Raw genomic sequence first — 15,345 nt, forward strand, 5'->3', positions numbered from 1 at the left:
CCCTCTCGGGCGATCACGTGGTGGGGCTCGATAGCGCGATCGCCTCAGGACAGGGAGACCGCCGCGACGAGTCCATCGGGGGCGTCGAGGTCCCAGCCGCGCCAGACGACGGACGACGTCGCGCCGTCGAGAGCGCCGGGCCGGATGGTCGCGGTCCAGGCGGTGCCGTCCGAGCGGACCTCGACCCGCGCCGGGTCGACCGCGAGTCCTCGGCCGTCCGCCTTGAGCACCGCCTCGACGCGGGCCCAATCGATGGCCTGCGCCGTCGCGTCCGGTCGCACCCGCTCCAACCCGCGCACCTCACGGGGAGCAGCGTCCACACCGAGCCGCGTGCGCTCGCGGATCATCGCGACGACCGCCCATCCCGGTGCGTACGACACCGAGACCGTGGCATCCGCCCCCTCCACGTGCACGCGACCGTGGTCGCCCGCGCAGGCCGGGCACCGCGAGACGAAGCGCGCCTCGGGCAGCAGCCGGCCAAGGAGGCGCCGCGACACCGCGCGACGGGCGACGCCCGCGGGGACCTCGCCCCAGGCGACGGTGAGCCCGGCGGGGAGCGTCACACCTGCGGCTCGTGCGTCTCGATCGCCACGATCCCCGCGCCCGGGTGCTCCACCGGCACGTGCACGACCGAGAACGCGGCCGGCTCGAGCGCCGAGGCGCTGCCCAGGTACGACCCGCTCATCGTGCCGGTGGCCAGCGCGAGCTCATGCAGGATGTCGGGGAGCACCGGGCCGTGGCTGGTGAGCACGACGGGTTTGCGCGACCGCACCCGCTGGCCGATGACCGACCGCGCGTCGGCGCGTCCCTCCTCCCACGCGTCCTGGCTGATCGACGCGGAGAACTGCACGCGTTGGCCGATGGCCTGCGCGATGGGCGTCGCGGTGCGGACGCACCGCTCGGCGGGGCTCGAGATGACCCGCCGCACGCCGAACGCGAGCAGCGGTCCCACGATCGCCTGCGACTGCCGACGACCGCGAGGGGTGAGGGGACGCGCGTCGTCGGCGCCGTCCCAGTCGTCGCGCGAGCGCGCCTTGGCGTGTCGGAGGACGACGATGGGGAAGGTCGGCAGAGCACGCTCGTCGACCAAGCGCTGGAACTCGTCGAGGATCTCGACATCGACGGGGTAGCTGAGGCTCTTCCGTGCCTTCTTCAGGCTCATCCACTCGATCGCCGCGACCTCCTTGTTCGGCACGAAGCTGGAGGTGCGCACGGCCGCGTCGGTCGCCTCGGCCGCCCAGTAGTGCACGATCTTCGTCCGGCCGTTCGGCATCCGATAACGCGACACCCCCACGGGCACGCCGAGGGCCACGCGGATGCCGGTCTCCTCCCGGATCTCGCGCACGGCGGTCTCGGCGAGGGTCTCGCCGGGGTCGACCTTGCCCTTGGGCAGCGTCAGGTCGCGGTACTTGGTGCGGTGGATGAGGAGAACACGGAGCTTCCCCTCGACCACCCGCCACACGACACCGCCCGCGGCGTAGACGGCCGTCTCCGTCACCGGGCCGTCCGGGCGCGTCGTTTGCGCTGCACGAGCGCCATGGTGTGCTCCTGCAGGTCGATCAGCGGGGCGCCCTCGGCGTCGACGCTGTGACGCGTCCACTCGCCTTCCGACCCCAGGTGCCACGAGCTGGTGCCGTCGTCCATGGCCAGATCGAACAGGGTCGTCAGCTCGCGCAGCTGGTTCTCGTCGATCACGCGCACGAGAGCCTCGACGCGGCGGTCGAGGTTGCGGTGCATCATGTCGGCGCTGCCGATGAAGATCTGCGGATCCCCGTCGTTCGCGAACGAGAAGATGCGCGAGTGCTCGAGGTAGCGGCCGAGGATCGAGCGCACCGTGATGTTCTCGCTCATCCCCGGGACGCCGGGCCGGATCGAGCAGATGCCGCGCACCCACACCTCGACCGGGACGCCGGCCTGGCTGGCCCGGTACAGGGCGTCGATGATCTGCTCGTCGACCATCGAGTTGACCTTGATGCGCACGCCCGACGGCTTGCCGGCGAGGGCGTTCTGCCGCTCCTTCTCGATGTGGCGCAGCAGGCCCTTGCGCAGGTGCAGGGGCGCGACGAGCAGCCGCTTGAACTTCTTCTCGATCGCGTAGCCGCTCAGCTCGTTGAACAGGCGGGTGAGATCACGCCCGACCTGGTCGTCGACCGTGAACAGACCGAAGTCCTCGTAGATGCGGCTCGTCTTGGGGTTGTAGTTGCCGGTGCCGACGTGGCTGTAGTGGCGCAGGCGCCCCTCTTCCTCGCGGATGACGAGGGCGAGCTTGCAGTGGGTCTTCAGGCCCACGAGTCCGTAGACGACGTGCACGCCGGCCTTCTCGAGCTTGCGCGCCCAGACGATGTTGTTCGCCTCGTCGAAGCGCGCCTTCACCTCCACCAGCGCGAGCACCTGCTTGCCGGCCTCCGCGGCGTCGATGAGCGCCTGCACGATCGGGCTGTCGCCCGAGGTGCGGTACAGCGTCTGCTTGATGGCGAGCACGTGCGGGTCGCGCGCGGCCTGCTCGAGGAAGGCCTGCACGCTGGTCGCGAACGACTCGTAGGGGTGGTGCACGAGCACGTCGCCCTTGCGGATCGCCCCGAAGAGGTCGGCGCGCCCGTTCTGCTCCGGCGGCTGGAAGGCCAGGGCGGTCTTGGGCACGTGCGGGGGGTAGTGCAGGTCGGGTCGGTCGATCCGCGAGAGATCGAACAGGCCGCGCAGATCGAGCGACCCGGGCAGGCGGTAGACCTCCTGCTCGGTGATGTCGAGTTCGCTCAGCAGCAGCGCCCGGGTCACGTCATCCATGTCCTCGGTGATCTCGAGACGGATGGGCGGGCCGAAGCGGCGACGCAGCAACTCGGCCTCGAGGGCCTGGATGAGGTTCTCGGTCTCGTCCTCCTCGATCGTCATGTCCTCGTTGCGGGTGAGGCGGAACGCATGGTGGTCGAGCACCTCCATTCCCGGGAAGAGGTCGCCGAGATGGTTCGAGATGAGCTCCTCGAGGGGCAGGTAGCGCACCCCCGGGCCGTCGCCGGCGACCTCGACGAACCTCGGCAGCATCGGCGGCACCTTGAGACGGGCGAACTCCTGGCGCCCGGTGCGGGCGTTGCGGATGCGGATGGCGAGGTTGAGCGAGAGCCCCGAGATGTAGGGGAACGGATGCGCCGGGTCGACCGCGAGGGGCATGAGCACCGGGAACACGTTGCGCTGGAAGTACTCGGTCAGGCGCGCGGCGGTGTCGTCGTCGAGCGAGTCCCAGGTCACGACCTCGATACCGGCCTCGGCGAGGGCGGGGCGCACCTTCTCGGTCCATGCGGCGGCGTGACGCAGCTGCAGGCGGTGGGCCTCGGCGGAGATGTCGGCAAGGACGTCGAGCGGGGCGCGACCGACGTTGGTGGGGACGGCGAGCCCCGTGACGATGCGGCGCTTGAGACCCGCGACGCGCACCATGAAGAACTCGTCGAGGTTGCTGGCGAAGATGGCCAGGAAGTTCGCGCGCTCCAGGACCGGGACGGTCGGGTCCTCGGCGAGCTCGAGCACACGCTGGTTGAACGCGAGCCAACTCACCTCGCGGTCGAGGTACCGGTGGTCGGGGAGCTGGTCATCCTCGGCTTCGACCGCCTCGTCGAAGTCGTCGTCGTCGGCGTCGCCGAGTCCGGCATCCAGCGCGTCGTGTTCCATCATCCCCACATCATTGCAGGGGTCGGTGACACGGGAGTGAACGGGCGGTTCCGCGCGTCTCAGGCCGGGGCGGATGCCGTGGCGGGCGCGTCGTCCTCATAGACGTTGAAGCGGTAGCCGACGTTGCGCACGGTGCCGATGAGCTGCTCGAGATCGCCGAGCTTGGCGCGCAGGCGTCGCACGTGCACGTCGACCGTGCGGGTGCCGCCGAAGTAGTCGTAGCCCCACACCTCGCTGAGCAGTTGCTCGCGCGTGAAGACGCGGGAGGGGTGCGTGGCGAAGAAGTGCAGGAGCTGGAACTCCTTGTAGGTGAGGTCGAGCGGCTTGCCGTGCACCTTCGCCGAGTACGACGACTCGTCGATCGTGATGCCGGAGGTCTGGATGCGCGTGGAGACCTGGTCGACGGTGCGGCGCCCCATGGCGAGGCGGATGCGCGCGTCGATCTCTGCCGGGCCGGCACCCACGAGCACGACGTCGTCGATGCCCCAGTCGGTCGAGACGGCCGTGAGCCCGCCCTCCGTCACGATGAGGACCAGCGGGGCCTCGACGCCGGTGGTCGACATGATCTTGCACAGCGACTTCGCGCCGACAAGGTCGAAGCGGGCGTCGATGAAGATGACGTCGGCGCTGGGGGCGTTGATCAGCTGCGCTGCCTCGGCGGGGATCTGGCGCACGCGGTGGCTCAGCAATTCGAGCGCGGGCAGCGCCGCACCGCCGCCGGGGGCGGAGCTGAGAACGAGAAGCTGAGCCAAGTGGACCTCCCCGCGCGGCCTGCCGCGCACCCGATCATCTTAGGGTGACGCGCCGCGGCGCACCGTCACCGGCGCTTCGCGTGCGCCGACGACGCCTCCTGGGCGATGATGGGGGGCATGTCCACTCCCGACCTCGCTCCGCGGCGCACCTTCGGCGGGATCGTCGCCATCTGGGTGCTGGCCGCTCTGGCCGGCGTGGCGATCGGGCTGTTCGTCCCGGCGGAATGGCGCGCCCAGTGGATCAGCGTCGCTCTGGGCGGCTGCATCATCGCCGCCTTCGCCGTGCAGCTCTGGTACGGCCGGTCGCAGGCGTTCATCCAGCGGATGGCGCTCAGCAGCCTCGGCGCACTCGTCGTCCTCGGCGTCATCACGGTCGGTTTCGCGCTGGCCGAGCTCGCCGCCCTCTAAGATCGACGTATGGACCTCCTCGCGCTCGAACTGTTCTTCGTGGGACTTCTCGGCCTCGCCTCGTTGGCGATCGCCTTCGTGTCGGGAACGGTCATCTGGAACCTCTATCGCGGCCAGCGCTGAGCGCTCTCGTGATCGAGATCCCGACAGACCTCCCGGCCGACCTCGTCCCCCTGTCTTGGCTCGTCGGCGTCTGGGAGGGCACCGGCGTCATCGACTACGAGGCCGGCGGTCGCACCTTCTCCGGTGAGTTCGCGCATCGCGTGAGCTTCAGCCACGACGGAGGCGCCTTCCTCAACTACTCGGCCGACGCCTGGCTGCTCGACGGAAACGAACGTCGCCCCCTCGTCTCCGAGATCGGGTACTGGCGTCTGGCGCGCCCCGCTTCCGACACCGATGCGGGCCCTGCGCTGCTGCCGGCGACCGCCGCAGCTGCCGAGCGCTCCGCCGACGACGTGGAAGCCCTGCGCAACGCCGACGGCGGCTTCGACATCGAGGTCAGCCTGGCGCACGCCGACGGCGTGCTCGAGCTCTACGTCGGGCAGGTGAAGGGCCCGCGGATCGACCTCGCGACCGACGCGGTCGTGCGCACCGCCGGCGCCAAGCCCTACACGGCCGCCACGCGCCTCTACGGTCTCGTCGACAACCACCTGCTCTGGGCGTGGGACATCGCCGCCCTCGGGCGCGAGCTCGGATCGCACGCCTCGGCCCGTCTCGCGCGGGCGGAGTGACGTGAGCGCGCTCACGGACGTCCCCGGTGCCGTCGCCGACGAGCGGGGTCTCCGCCACGTCGGCTCGCCCGTCACGGAGCAGCGCAAGCTCGCATCCGGGCAGGCCCTCGCCCCCCTCGGCGACCGTCGCGTCATCTCGGTCGGTGGTGAGGACCGCCGCAGCTGGCTGGACTCGCTGTCGTCGCAGGCCCTGACTCACCTCGCTCCCGGCGTCTCGACCGAATTGCTCATCCTCGATCCGCAGGGTCGTGTCGAGCACGCGGCCGCGGTGGTCGACGACGGCGAGACCACGTGGCTGCTCGTGGACGCGACGGACGCCGAGGCCCTCGCGGCGTGGCTGACCCGTATGCGCTTCCGCCTGCGCGTGGAGGTGCGTGATCGCTCCGACGACCTGTTCGTCGTGGGTGGCACGCGCGCAGCCGTGGCGGCGTTGACGGCGGTCGCACCCGTGTGGGTCGACCCGTGGCCGGAGGTCTCTCCCGGCGGGTGGGCCTACGCCCGGGTCGAGCCGCACCCGGGTGCCGAGCGCGACTGGTCCGAGGCGATCCTGGGTGCCGCGGAGTACGCGCGTCTGGTGGATGCCGCCGTGCGCGGCGAGGTCGCGCTGGCCGGTCTCGATGCCGTCGAGGCGCTGCGTGTCGCGGCATGGCGCCCGCGCGTGGGCGTCGACGCCGACGAGCGGCTGCTGCCGCACGAGATGGACTGGCTGCGCACGGCCGTGCACCTGTCGAAGGGCTGCTACCGCGGGCAGGAGACGGTGGCCAAGGTGCACAACCTCGGTCATCCGCCGCGCCGTGTGGTCGCCCTGCAGCTCGACGGCAGCGACAACATCCTGCCCGCTCGGGGCGACGAGGTGCGCGCCGGCGACGCGGTGATCGGGACCATCACGTCGGTCGCCGTCCACCACGAGGAGGGGCCGATCGCCCTCGCCCTCGTGAAGCGCACCGCTCCTGAGGACGTGCCCCTGGTCGTCATGACCGCCGACGGCCCGCTCGCGGCATCCGCCGAGACGGTCGTCCCGGCGGATGCCGGAGCGACCGCCGCGGTCCCGCGACTGCCGCGCCTGGGCCGCCGCCGCGCCACGGAATGAGCACCGACGAGTCGTCGACGACCGTCGGGGTCGTCGTCCCTCGTTCACGCTGGCGGTCGACGCTGTCGCGCCGGCTGCATCGTGTACGCGAGTCGGTGCCCGCGATCGCGCAGATCGTCGTCGCCGCGACGGCCGCTTTCGCCTTCGCGCACTTCGTGCTCGGCCATCCCGTGCCCCTGCTCGCCGCCACCGTGACCGTATCGAGCCTCGGTCTGGTGCGCGACGCGAGACCATGGCGAGTGGCGGAGACCGTCCTGGGCATGCTCGTCGGCATCCTCATCGCCGAGGTGGTGCTGCTCGTGGCGGGCGCCGGGTGGTGGCAGATCGCGGTGGCGATGGCCGTCACACTCGTCGTTGCGCGTTTCCTCTCGCCGCAGCCGGGGTTCGCGCTCGCCGCGGTGGTGCAGTCGCTCATCGCGCTGGTGCTCGTCTCGGGCGCGCCGTTCCTGCGCCTCGTGGACGGGGCGGTCGGCGGTGTCGCGGCGCTGGCGGTGACGGCCCTCATCCCACGAACGCTGCGGCGCACGGAGCTGCGCGACGCCGACGAACTGTTCGACGCCGTGGATGCGGCGATGGCCACGATCGTCCGGGCCCTGCGCAAGGGCGACCGCGCTCGGGCGGAGCGGGGTTTGGAGCGGGCGCGTTCACTGCAGACCTACGTCGACGCCTGGAGCGGGTCGCTGGAGTCCGGCCGCGAGGTGGCGAGGATCTCACCGTTCCTGCGCCGTCAGCGCACCGAGCTGCAGCGCCACGAGCGCGTGCGGGAGGCGCTCGACCTCGCGACGCGCAACCTGCGCGTCGTGGCGCGGCGCGCCGCCTACCTCTGCGCCGACGGCCAGCCTCGCCCGGTGCCCGCCGACCTCCTCGCCGAGCTCGCTCGAGCGGCCGCCCTCGTGCGCGACGGCCTCGACGACATCTCGATGGAGCCCGCGGCGCGGGAGGCGCTCACCGGCCTCACCCGCCGCCTCGACCCCGCGCGGCTCCTGCCCGACGGCGGCATCGGCGAACTCAATCTCGTCGCCGCGATGCGCCCGCTCGCCGTCGACCTGCTCGTCGCGGCGGGGATGCCCTCAGCCGAGGCGCGCGCACTCCTGCCGCGGATCTGACGGCTGCCCGCCGGCGGTCTTCCTTTGTCGCGTCGCGGCGCAGTCGTCGGCGGCGATCCCGCCGCCATCGGGCGCTCCGCGCGACTCACCGCGGAGCGACCGCCTCCCACGCCACCCCGACCTCACCCAGTCGCCATCTCTCGCGCCGGACCAGCGGCCAGCCCTCGGTGGCGAGGGCGGCCATCGCCGTGCGCCAGCGATGGGTCGGGCCGAAGGGCGCCACCACCGCCGCGCGCGTCCATTCCCGATCGAGGGATGCCACGAACTCGTGCACGCGCTCTCCGGCGACGTTGCGATGGATGAGCGCCTTCGGCAGTCGCTCCGCCGCGACGGCGGGGGAGTCCAGGTGGCTCAGGCTCAGCGACACCGTGAGGCTGCGCGGCACGGCATCCGCCCCCACCTCCGCCCAGGTGGCGATGCGTCCGATCTCGTCGCACGTGCCTTCGACGAGGATGCCGTCGGGCTGCAGGCGGCCGCACATGCGTGCCCACGCATCGGCGACGTCGGCCTCGTCGTACTGGCGCAGCACGTTCATCGCCCGGATGACGACCGGGCGTCGACCGTCCGACACGGGGACCTCGAAGCCGCCCCGCGCGAACGCGATGCCGGCGACCCCCGCGGCCTGCTCCCGCGCACGCGCGACCCGTTCGGGGTCGATCTCGAGGCCGAGGACGGTGGCATCCGTTCGCTGGCGCGTCAGCCGGGCGAGGAGTTCGAGGGGCGTCACCGCGCTCGCGCCGAATCCGAGGTCGACGACGAGGGGGTCGTCGGTGCGCCGGAGCACGGGGTGGCGCGCGATCCACCGGTCGACGCGCCGCAGGCGATTGGTCCCCGTGGTGCCGCGCGTGGGGCGTCCGACGGGAGAGGGTGTCACTCGGACATGATGCCAGCACCCACTCGCAGAGCGCGGGTCCCGCGTCGATAGCATGGAGTCATGCCTCACACGCTGATCCTCCTCCGCCACGGGCAGAGCGAGTGGAACAAGACCAACCAGTTCACCGGCTGGGTCGACGTGCGACTCACCGACCAGGGCAAGGCCGAGGCGAAGCGCGGCGGCGAGCTGCTGGCCGAGTCCGGCGTGCTGCCCGACGTGCTGCACACCTCGGTGCTCAGCCGTGCGATCCAGACGGCGAACATCGCTCTCGACGCAGCCGATCGCCTCTGGATCCCCGTGAAGCGCTCGTGGCGCCTCAACGAGCGCCACTACGGCGCCCTGCAGGGCAAGGACAAGGCGCAGACCCTCGAAGAGTTCGGCAACGAGCAGTTCATGCTTTGGCGCCGGTCGTTCGACGTTCCGCCGCCGCCGCTGCCCGCCGACGACCAGTACAGCCAGGTCGGCGACCCGCGCTACGTGGGCATCGACGGCGAGGTGCCCGACACGGAGTCGCTCGCCATCGTCATCGACCGCATGCTGCCCTACTGGCACTCCGACATCGTGCCCGATCTGCAGGCGGGCAAGACCGTGCTCGTGACGGCGCACGGCAACTCGCTGCGCGGCCTCGTGAAGCATCTCGAGGGCATCAGTGACGCCGACATCGCCGAGCTCAACATCCCCACCGGTATTCCGCTCGTGTACCGCCTCGACGACGACCTGAAGCCCCTCGGCCCGGGTGAGTACCTCGACCCCGAGGCCGCTGCCGCCGGCGCGGCCGCCGTCGCCGCGCAGGGCAACAAGCACTGACGCCGACACGACGAAGGGGTGGATGCCATGGCATCCACCCCTTCGTCGTGTACGCGGTCAGATGACCGGGCTGGGCTCGTGCTCGGCCTCCTCGTCGGCACCGGCCCAGTCGCCCGTGGCCAGGTAGACGACCTTCTTCGCGACGGACACCGCGTGGTCGGCGAAGCGCTCGTGGTAGCGGCTGGCGAGGGTGGCGTCGACCGTGGCGGTGGCCTCGCCCTTCCAGGACTCGCCGAGGACCTTCTCGAACACGCTGATGTGCAGCTCGTCGATGTCGTCGTCGGTGTCGCGGATGGACTCGGCGATGCGGAGGTCCTGCGTGCGCAGCAGCTCGGCGAGTTTGCGCGCCACCTCGACGTCGAGCTCGCCCATGCGCGTGAACGTCGTGCGCAGTCCCTTGGGGATGGCGCGCTCGGGGAAGCGCGAGCGGGCGAGCTGAGCGATGTGCTCGGCCATGTCGCCCATGCGTTCGAGCGACGCACTCACTCGCAGGGCGGTGACGACGATGCGCAGATCGCGGGCGACGGGCTGCTGGCGGGCGAGGATCTCGATGGCCAGCTCGTCGAGCTCGACGGCCTTCTCATCGATGATCGCGTCGGCCTCGATGACTTCCTCGGCGAGGGCGACGTCGCTCGTTCCGAAGGCGCGCGTGGCGCGGTCGATGGCGACCGTCACGAGGTCGGCGATCTCGACCAGGCGGCTCTGGACGTCCTCGAGGGACTGGTGGAATACTTCGCGCATCGCGGGTACCTTCCTCGTCGGCGGCACGGCACATGGGTGTCCCGCAACCCTCGGGGATTCTTCCCAGCGAAGGTTAACGAGTGGTGCTGTGACAGTGAATAGTAGCCGCTGCCCGGGCCCGGGCGGGGGTGAACGGCGGGTGACGTCGCATCCACCCCTTTACGCTGTGGATATGGAACAACCGCAGCTCTCGCTGCTCGCGCTCCTGGCAGGCCTGCTGATCGGGGCCGCGGTGGTCGGCCTCATCGCCGGAGCCATCCGCGCCCGGAACCGCACTCTGGCTCAGACCTCGACCGAGGTTCCGGAGGGCGTGGAGGCCATGCTGGATGCGATGGACGACCCCGCCTTCGTCTGCGACACCTCCTCGACGGTGCTGGCGCTCTCGCCGGCGGCCGAGGTGTTCGGCGTCCAGGTGGGCGAGGTGATCGCCAGCGACGAGCTCAAGCGCGTCGCCCGCGTGGCCCGCGACACAGGCGCCGGCATCGCCGAGAACCTGCGTCTGCGCCGAGGTGCCGCCCCCGCCGAACCCAGGCTGGTCGCGGTGCGCGCCACCCCCATCTCGGGACGCCTGACGCTGCTGGTGCTGCGCGACATCACCGAGCGCGAGCGCGTCGAGGAGATGCGGCGAGACTTCGTCGCCAACACCAGCCACGAGTTGAAGACGCCCGTCGGTGCGGTGAGCCTGCTCGCTGAGGCCATCGAGTCCGCCGCAGACGATCCCGCACAGGTGCGGCACTTCTCCACGCGTCTGCAGGCCGAGGTGACCCGGTTGAGCGCGCTGGTCAATCGCATCCTGAGCCTGTCGCGCCTGCAGGCGGCCGACGAGCTGCGCGACGTGCGCGTCGTCTCGATCGACGAGGTCGTGACCGCCGCGGTCGAGGCCTACACGGTGCAGGCGGACGCCGCGCAGGTGACGGTGGTGCGCGGCGGCACGAAGGGGTTGTGGGTGCGCGGGGAACCGCAGATCCTCACCGAGGCGCTCGGCAATCTCGTCGCCAACGCGATCGCGTACTCACCGGAGGGCTCGAAGGTGGGCGTCGGGGTCAAGCTCGACGACGGCGTCGTGGAGATCGCCGTCACCGACCGGGGGATCGGCATCCCCGAGAGCGACCAGCACCGGGTGTTCGAACGCTTCTACCGCGCCGACCAGGCCCGCTCGCGACGCACCGGGGGAACGGGTCTCGGCCTGTCCATCGTGAAGCACGCGGTGCAGCGGCACGGCGGCGAGGTGCGCCTGTGGTCCCGGCCCTCCCGCGGGTCGACGTTCACCATCCGCCTTCCGCTGTCGGAGACCCCCGATCTCGACAGCGTCCGTTCCAAACCGCGTCGCAAGGGTCGAAAGGCCACCGCAGCGATCGCCTCACCCGTGAAGGGAGACACCGCATGACCCGCGTTCTGATCGTCGAGGACGAGCCCGACCTCGCCGACCCGCTGGCCTACCTGCTGCGCCGCGAAGGATACGAGGTCGAGATCGCCGAAGACGGCGCGCTCGCCCTGGCGGCCTTCCGCGAGCGCGGAGCGGACATCCTGCTGCTCGACCTCATGCTCCCCGGGATGCCGGGGACGGAGGTGTGCCGGCAGTTGCGCCTGACCTCTCAGGTGCCGATCATCATGCTGACCGCGAAGGACTCCGAGGTCGACATCGTGGTGGGGTTGGAGCTCGGCGCCGACGACTACGTCACGAAGCCCTACTCCACGCGCGAGCTCCTCGCGCGGATGCGGGCCGTGCTGCGCCGCCGCACCCCCGATGACGCCGATCTCGACGACCGTGTGCTCTCGGGCGGACGGGTGGTGCTCGACATCGACCGTCACACGGTCGCGGTGGACGGGAGCGAGATCAGCATCCCCCTCAAGGAGTTCGAGCTCCTGGAGGTGCTCATGCGCAACGCCGGACGCGTGCTCACGCGCGGTCAGCTCATCGACCGCGTCTGGGGGACCGACTACTTCGGCGACACCAAGACGCTCGACGTGCACATCAAGCGCATCCGCTCGCGTATCGAGCAGAACCCCAGCGAGCCCAGCATGCTCGTCACGGTGCGCGGTCTCGGTTACCGCTTCGAGGCCTGACGCTCGACCCGCCCCCGCGAACGACGAAGGCGCCGACGGAGAACCGTCGGCGCCTTCGTCGTCCGCGTCAGGACGCGGGGGTCGCGGAGGGCGACGGCGTCACGGTCGGCATGACCGGGATCGGCGTGACCGAGAAGGACGGCGTCGGCGTCGGGGCGAGGGGGGAGAGGTACTCGAGGGCGCCGTCGAGCACGGGCACCTGCATGAGCGAGCCTTCGCCGTCGCCGGACTGGAAGTAGACGGGGACCGTGGTGCCGGGCATCGCGTCGATGCCGTCGAGACGGAGCGGCTCGGTGTCGCTCGTGAGGTCGCCCAGGCTGACGGTGCGGTTGGCCGGCACGATCACGGTCGACTTCACGGCCGAGGATCCTTCGCCGACCTCGACGCGCAGCGTGAGCGAGTCGGTGGTGTCGTTGACGATGGCCGCGACGAGGTTGCCGGTCGTGCCCTCTTCGTCGGCGACGATGAGCGCGTTGCGCACGTGCAGAGGACCGGCGGCGGCCGGGACGTTCACGCCGTCGGAGGCGGAATAGTCGATGGTGGTCGCCTGCGGTGCGATGAGGTTGCACCCCGTCGTGCCCAGCACGACAGCGGCACCCACGGCGATGGACGCGATCAGGCGCGTTTTCACGGATCCTCCAAGAACGGCAGACGACATCGGAATCATCCTACGCGGTCCACGGCGGCGCCCCGGTCCCGCTTCGGCCTCGCGCGCGCAGAGGGCTGAGGGGTGCGACGGTGGGCGGAACCTTAGCGCATGCGGGCCTGTGGTATCCTGGATGTTGCCGAAAGGACATAACTCCATGCTTTTTGAGGTTGGCGAGACCGTCGTTTACCCGCACCATGGCGCGGCCACGATCATCGAGGTCAAAGAACGCGTTATCAAGGGCGAGACGAAGAAGTACCTGAAGCTCAACGTCACCCAGGGAGACCTCGTCATCGAGGTCCCTGCCGACAACGTCGACCTCGTCGGCGTCCGTGACGTGATCGGCAAGGAAGGTCTCGACCGCGTCTTCGACGTGCTGCGCGCGCCCTTCACCGAGGAGCCGACCAACTGGTCGCGTCGCTACAAGGCGAACCTCGAGAAGCTCGCGTCGGGCGACGTGATCAAGGTCAGCGAGGTCGTGCGCGACCTGTGGCGCCGCGACCAGGACCGCGGCCTGTCCGCCGGCGAGAAGCGCATGCTCGCCAAGGCGCGCCAGATCCTCGTGTCCGAGCTCGCTCTGGCCGAGAAGACCGACGAAGACCGTGCGAGCGTCGTGCTCGACGAGGTCCTCGCGTCCTGACGACATCGACATCGGTGCGCGTCCTGCCCGGGCGCGCGTCAATCGTCGTCGCGGCCGCTGCGCGCGCATGGCCGCGCTAGCGTGAACGGGTGACTCTCACTCCGGTTCCGCGTCTCGCGGTCATCGTCGTCGCCGCCGGTTCCGGCACCCGCCTGAGAGGCGGAGCGCCCAAGGCCTTCGTCGGCCTCAACGAGCGCAGCATCCTGCACCACTGTCTCGTGGGCGTGTTCGCGGCCGAGCCGGCGCAGGTGGTCGTCGTCGTTCCTCAGGGGTTCGAGGGCGAAGCCCTCACCGATGCGCGCGACGCCGCCGGGGGACGCGCCGACCTCGTCACGATCGTGACGGGCGGCGAGACGCGCCAGGAGTCCGTTTCCGCCGGGCTCGCCGCGCTGTGGTCGGATGTGGAGACCGTCCTCGTCCACGACGCGGCCCGCGCGCTCACGCCGCCCGCGGTGTTCGACCGGGTCGTGGCCGCGATCGACGCGGGAGCCGTCGCCGTCATCCCGACCGTGCCGGTGGTCGACACCATCAAGCGCGTCGACGCCGACGGCCGCGTGGTCGCGGCGGTCGATCGTTCCGAGCTGGCCGCGGCGCAGACGCCGCAGGGCTTCCGTCGTGACGTGCTCGAGGCTGCGCTGCGGGACGCGGACGCGGATCACACCGATGACGCCGCCGCCGTGGCATCCGTCGGTCACTCGGTCGCGACGGTGGAGGGGGACGCGGTGGCGTTCAAGATCACGACGGCCCCCGATCTCGACCGCGCACGGGCGCTCCTTTCCGAACGACTGTCGCCCGTCGCCGCGGCGACTCCGGTTCCGCGGGGACCCCAGGTGGGCATCGGCACCGACGTTCACGCGTTCGGCGGGGAGGGCGCGTTGTGGCTCGCGGGACTCGAGTGGCCCGGCGAGGTGGCCCTGTCGGGGCACTCCGACGGGGACGCGGTCGCGCACGCGATCGTCGATGCCCTGCTCGCCGCCGCGGGGCTCGGCGACATCGGAACGCACTTCGGGACGGACCGGCCCGAGTTCGCCGGTGCCCACGCCGATGCCTTCCTCTCGCACACCGTCGGGCTGCTCTCCGCCGCAGGGTGGCGGGTGGGCAACGTCTCGGTGCAGGTGCAGGCGAACCGGCCGCGGTTCGCGGCGCGACGCGTCGAGGCGGAGCGGATCCTCTCCGCCGCGGTGGGCGCCCCGGTCTCCGTCAGCGCGACGACCACCGACGGTCTCGGCTTCACCGGGCGCAGCGAAGGTGTGGCCGCCTTCGCGACGGCGCTCGTGGTCCCCGCCTGAGCGCGCGCGTCAGAGCCGTCGCGTCATGAACGTCGACAGCGGGTCGGGGACGTAGGGCGGGAACGCCGGGCACTCCTCGAACCCTTCGCTGGCATACAGCCGGCGCGCCGGGAGGAAGTCGTCGGTACTGCCCGTCTCGAGCCAGAGGCTGCGGATACCGCGCTCGTCGGCGTCCTCGACGATGTGTCGCAGGATCGCACGACCGATGCCCTGCCCGAGGAAGGCGTCGACCACGCGCATCGACTTCAGCTCCGCCCGGTCGTCGCCGAGGTCTTTGCACGCGCCGATCCCGGCGAGCTCGTCGTCGACCCACGCCGACCACACCGTGATGCCTTCGGCGGTGAGGCCGTCGAGGTCGAGGGCGTGCACGCTCTCGGCGGGGGTGTTCTCGTGCATCCCCGCGAGGTGCGCGGCCGCCAGGGCACGCGTGGCATCGGAGGAGAGGTCGTCGGGGCGGATGAGCAGAGGCACTCCGGCACCCTAGCCGGGTCGTGTTTCACGCACGGGTCGCGCGGAGGGGCGGCCGGTAGGCTG

17 protein-coding genes are annotated in these 15,345 nt (G+C 71.1%); 9 read left to right on the forward strand and 8 right to left on the reverse strand.

What is annotated here, in order from left to right; genetic code table 11:
- Positions 1-44 precede the first annotated feature (44 nt).
- From AB0N80_RS08605 to AB0N80_RS08620, 4 genes are read right to left on the reverse strand one after another with little or no spacing between them, the layout of a single operon-like run.
- Positions 45-563 carry a hypothetical protein gene (locus AB0N80_RS08605; RefSeq protein ID WP_363578467.1) on the reverse strand — a complete coding sequence of 173 codons (519 nt, stop codon included), beginning with the start codon at positions 561-563 and terminating at the stop codon, positions 45-47.
- Complete coding sequence (locus AB0N80_RS08610) at positions 560-1,498, reverse strand: NUDIX hydrolase (protein ID WP_315994805.1); 939 nt, start codon at positions 1,496-1,498, stop codon at positions 560-562. The genes AB0N80_RS08605 and AB0N80_RS08610 overlap by 4 nt, the downstream gene beginning before the upstream one ends.
- Entirely contained in the window at positions 1,495-3,663 is a 2,169-nt protein-coding gene (locus AB0N80_RS08615; RefSeq protein ID WP_363578468.1) for an RNA degradosome polyphosphate kinase, read from the reverse strand. The genes AB0N80_RS08610 and AB0N80_RS08615 overlap by 4 nt, the downstream gene beginning before the upstream one ends.
- 56 nt (positions 3,664-3,719) lie before the next feature.
- Positions 3,720-4,412, reverse strand: a complete 693-nt coding sequence (locus AB0N80_RS08620) for a response regulator transcription factor (RefSeq protein ID WP_315994803.1) — start codon at positions 4,410-4,412, stop codon at positions 3,720-3,722.
- 117 nt (positions 4,413-4,529) lie between these two features.
- Between AB0N80_RS08620 and AB0N80_RS08625 the strand changes: the two genes are divergently transcribed.
- From AB0N80_RS08625 to AB0N80_RS08640, 4 genes are all read left to right on the forward strand, one after another.
- The gene (locus tag AB0N80_RS08625) at positions 4,530-4,820 is read left to right on the forward strand and encodes a hypothetical protein (protein WP_363578469.1); all 291 of its coding nucleotides are present in this window, start codon (positions 4,530-4,532) and stop codon (positions 4,818-4,820) included.
- Positions 4,821-4,951: 131 nt separating this feature from the next.
- Positions 4,952-5,551 carry an FABP family protein gene (locus AB0N80_RS08630; RefSeq protein WP_363578470.1) on the forward strand — a complete coding sequence of 200 codons (600 nt, stop codon included), beginning with the start codon at positions 4,952-4,954 and terminating at the stop codon, positions 5,549-5,551.
- A gap of 1 nt (position 5,552) precedes the next feature.
- The gene (locus AB0N80_RS08635) at positions 5,553-6,641 is read left to right on the forward strand and encodes a folate-binding protein (protein WP_363578471.1); all 1,089 of its coding nucleotides are present in this window, start codon (positions 5,553-5,555) and stop codon (positions 6,639-6,641) included.
- On the forward strand, positions 6,638-7,747 hold the full coding sequence (locus AB0N80_RS08640) for an FUSC family protein (RefSeq protein WP_363578472.1): 1,110 nt from the start codon (positions 6,638-6,640) through the stop codon (positions 7,745-7,747). Before AB0N80_RS08635 ends, AB0N80_RS08640 begins: the two co-directional genes overlap by 4 nt.
- An 85-nt stretch (positions 7,748-7,832) precedes the next feature.
- On the opposite strand, the gene AB0N80_RS08645 is transcribed toward AB0N80_RS08640, so the two are convergent.
- Positions 7,833-8,621, reverse strand: coding sequence for a class I SAM-dependent methyltransferase (locus AB0N80_RS08645; RefSeq protein WP_363578473.1), 789 nt, complete (start codon positions 8,619-8,621; stop codon positions 7,833-7,835).
- A 60-nt stretch (positions 8,622-8,681) separates the two neighbouring features.
- Here AB0N80_RS08645 and AB0N80_RS08650 point away from each other — a divergent pair, with 60 nt between their 5' ends.
- Entirely contained in the window at positions 8,682-9,428 is a 747-nt protein-coding gene (locus AB0N80_RS08650; protein WP_315994797.1) for a phosphoglyceromutase, read from the forward strand.
- 57 nt (positions 9,429-9,485) lie between these two features.
- Here the strand turns inward: AB0N80_RS08650 and phoU are convergent, their stop codons facing one another.
- Entirely contained in the window at positions 9,486-10,169 is a 684-nt protein-coding gene (gene phoU, locus AB0N80_RS08655; protein WP_315994796.1) for a phosphate signaling complex protein PhoU, read from the reverse strand.
- Positions 10,170-10,341: 172 nt separating this feature from the next.
- Here phoU and AB0N80_RS08660 point away from each other — a divergent pair, with 172 nt between their 5' ends.
- Positions 10,342-11,556 carry an ATP-binding protein gene (locus AB0N80_RS08660; protein WP_363578474.1) on the forward strand — a complete coding sequence of 405 codons (1,215 nt, stop codon included), beginning with the start codon at positions 10,342-10,344 and terminating at the stop codon, positions 11,554-11,556.
- A complete protein-coding gene (locus AB0N80_RS08665) occupies positions 11,553-12,236 on the forward strand; it encodes a response regulator transcription factor (protein WP_315994794.1) in 684 nt (227 codons plus the stop codon). The genes AB0N80_RS08660 and AB0N80_RS08665 overlap by 4 nt, the downstream gene beginning before the upstream one ends.
- A 67-nt stretch (positions 12,237-12,303) precedes the next feature.
- On the opposite strand, the gene AB0N80_RS08670 is transcribed toward AB0N80_RS08665, so the two are convergent.
- Positions 12,304-12,867: a DNA modification methylase gene (locus AB0N80_RS08670; protein ID WP_315994793.1), complete on the reverse strand. Its 564-nt coding sequence runs from the start codon at positions 12,865-12,867 to the stop codon at positions 12,304-12,306.
- 172 nt (positions 12,868-13,039) lie between these two features.
- Between AB0N80_RS08670 and AB0N80_RS08675 the strand changes: the two genes are divergently transcribed.
- Positions 13,040-13,522: a CarD family transcriptional regulator gene (locus AB0N80_RS08675; protein WP_013585821.1), complete on the forward strand. Its 483-nt coding sequence runs from the start codon at positions 13,040-13,042 to the stop codon at positions 13,520-13,522.
- An 89-nt stretch (positions 13,523-13,611) separates the two neighbouring features.
- Complete coding sequence (ispD, locus tag AB0N80_RS08680; RefSeq protein ID WP_363578475.1) at positions 13,612-14,811, forward strand: 2-C-methyl-D-erythritol 4-phosphate cytidylyltransferase; 1,200 nt, start codon at positions 13,612-13,614, stop codon at positions 14,809-14,811.
- A 9-nt stretch (positions 14,812-14,820) separates the two neighbouring features.
- On the opposite strand, the gene AB0N80_RS08685 is transcribed toward ispD, so the two are convergent.
- Positions 14,821-15,282: a GNAT family N-acetyltransferase gene (locus AB0N80_RS08685; RefSeq protein ID WP_363578476.1), complete on the reverse strand. Its 462-nt coding sequence runs from the start codon at positions 15,280-15,282 to the stop codon at positions 14,821-14,823.
- Positions 15,283-15,345: the final 63 nt, after the last annotated feature.

This window comes from Microbacterium sp. NPDC089188 (assembly GCF_040685155.1).
GTDB lineage: Bacteria > Actinomycetota > Actinomycetes > Actinomycetales > Microbacteriaceae > Microbacterium > Microbacterium galbum.

Coding starts and splice junctions, on each gene's coding strand:
- AB0N80_RS08615 (WP_363578468.1), bottom strand. CDS start 3,663: ATGATGGAACACGACGCGCTGGATGCCGGACTCGGCGACGCCGACGAC.
- AB0N80_RS08625 (WP_363578469.1), top strand. CDS start 4,530: ATGTCCACTCCCGACCTCGCTCCGCGGCGCACCTTCGGCGGGATCGTC.
- AB0N80_RS08640 (WP_363578472.1), top strand. CDS start 6,638: ATGAGCACCGACGAGTCGTCGACGACCGTCGGGGTCGTCGTCCCTCGT.
- AB0N80_RS08650 (WP_315994797.1), top strand. CDS start 8,682: ATGCCTCACACGCTGATCCTCCTCCGCCACGGGCAGAGCGAGTGGAAC.
- phoU (WP_315994796.1), bottom strand. CDS start 10,169: ATGCGCGAAGTATTCCACCAGTCCCTCGAGGACGTCCAGAGCCGCCTG.
- AB0N80_RS08660 (WP_363578474.1), top strand. CDS start 10,342: ATGGAACAACCGCAGCTCTCGCTGCTCGCGCTCCTGGCAGGCCTGCTG.
- AB0N80_RS08665 (WP_315994794.1), top strand. CDS start 11,553: ATGACCCGCGTTCTGATCGTCGAGGACGAGCCCGACCTCGCCGACCCG.
- AB0N80_RS08675 (WP_013585821.1), top strand. CDS start 13,040: ATGCTTTTTGAGGTTGGCGAGACCGTCGTTTACCCGCACCATGGCGCG.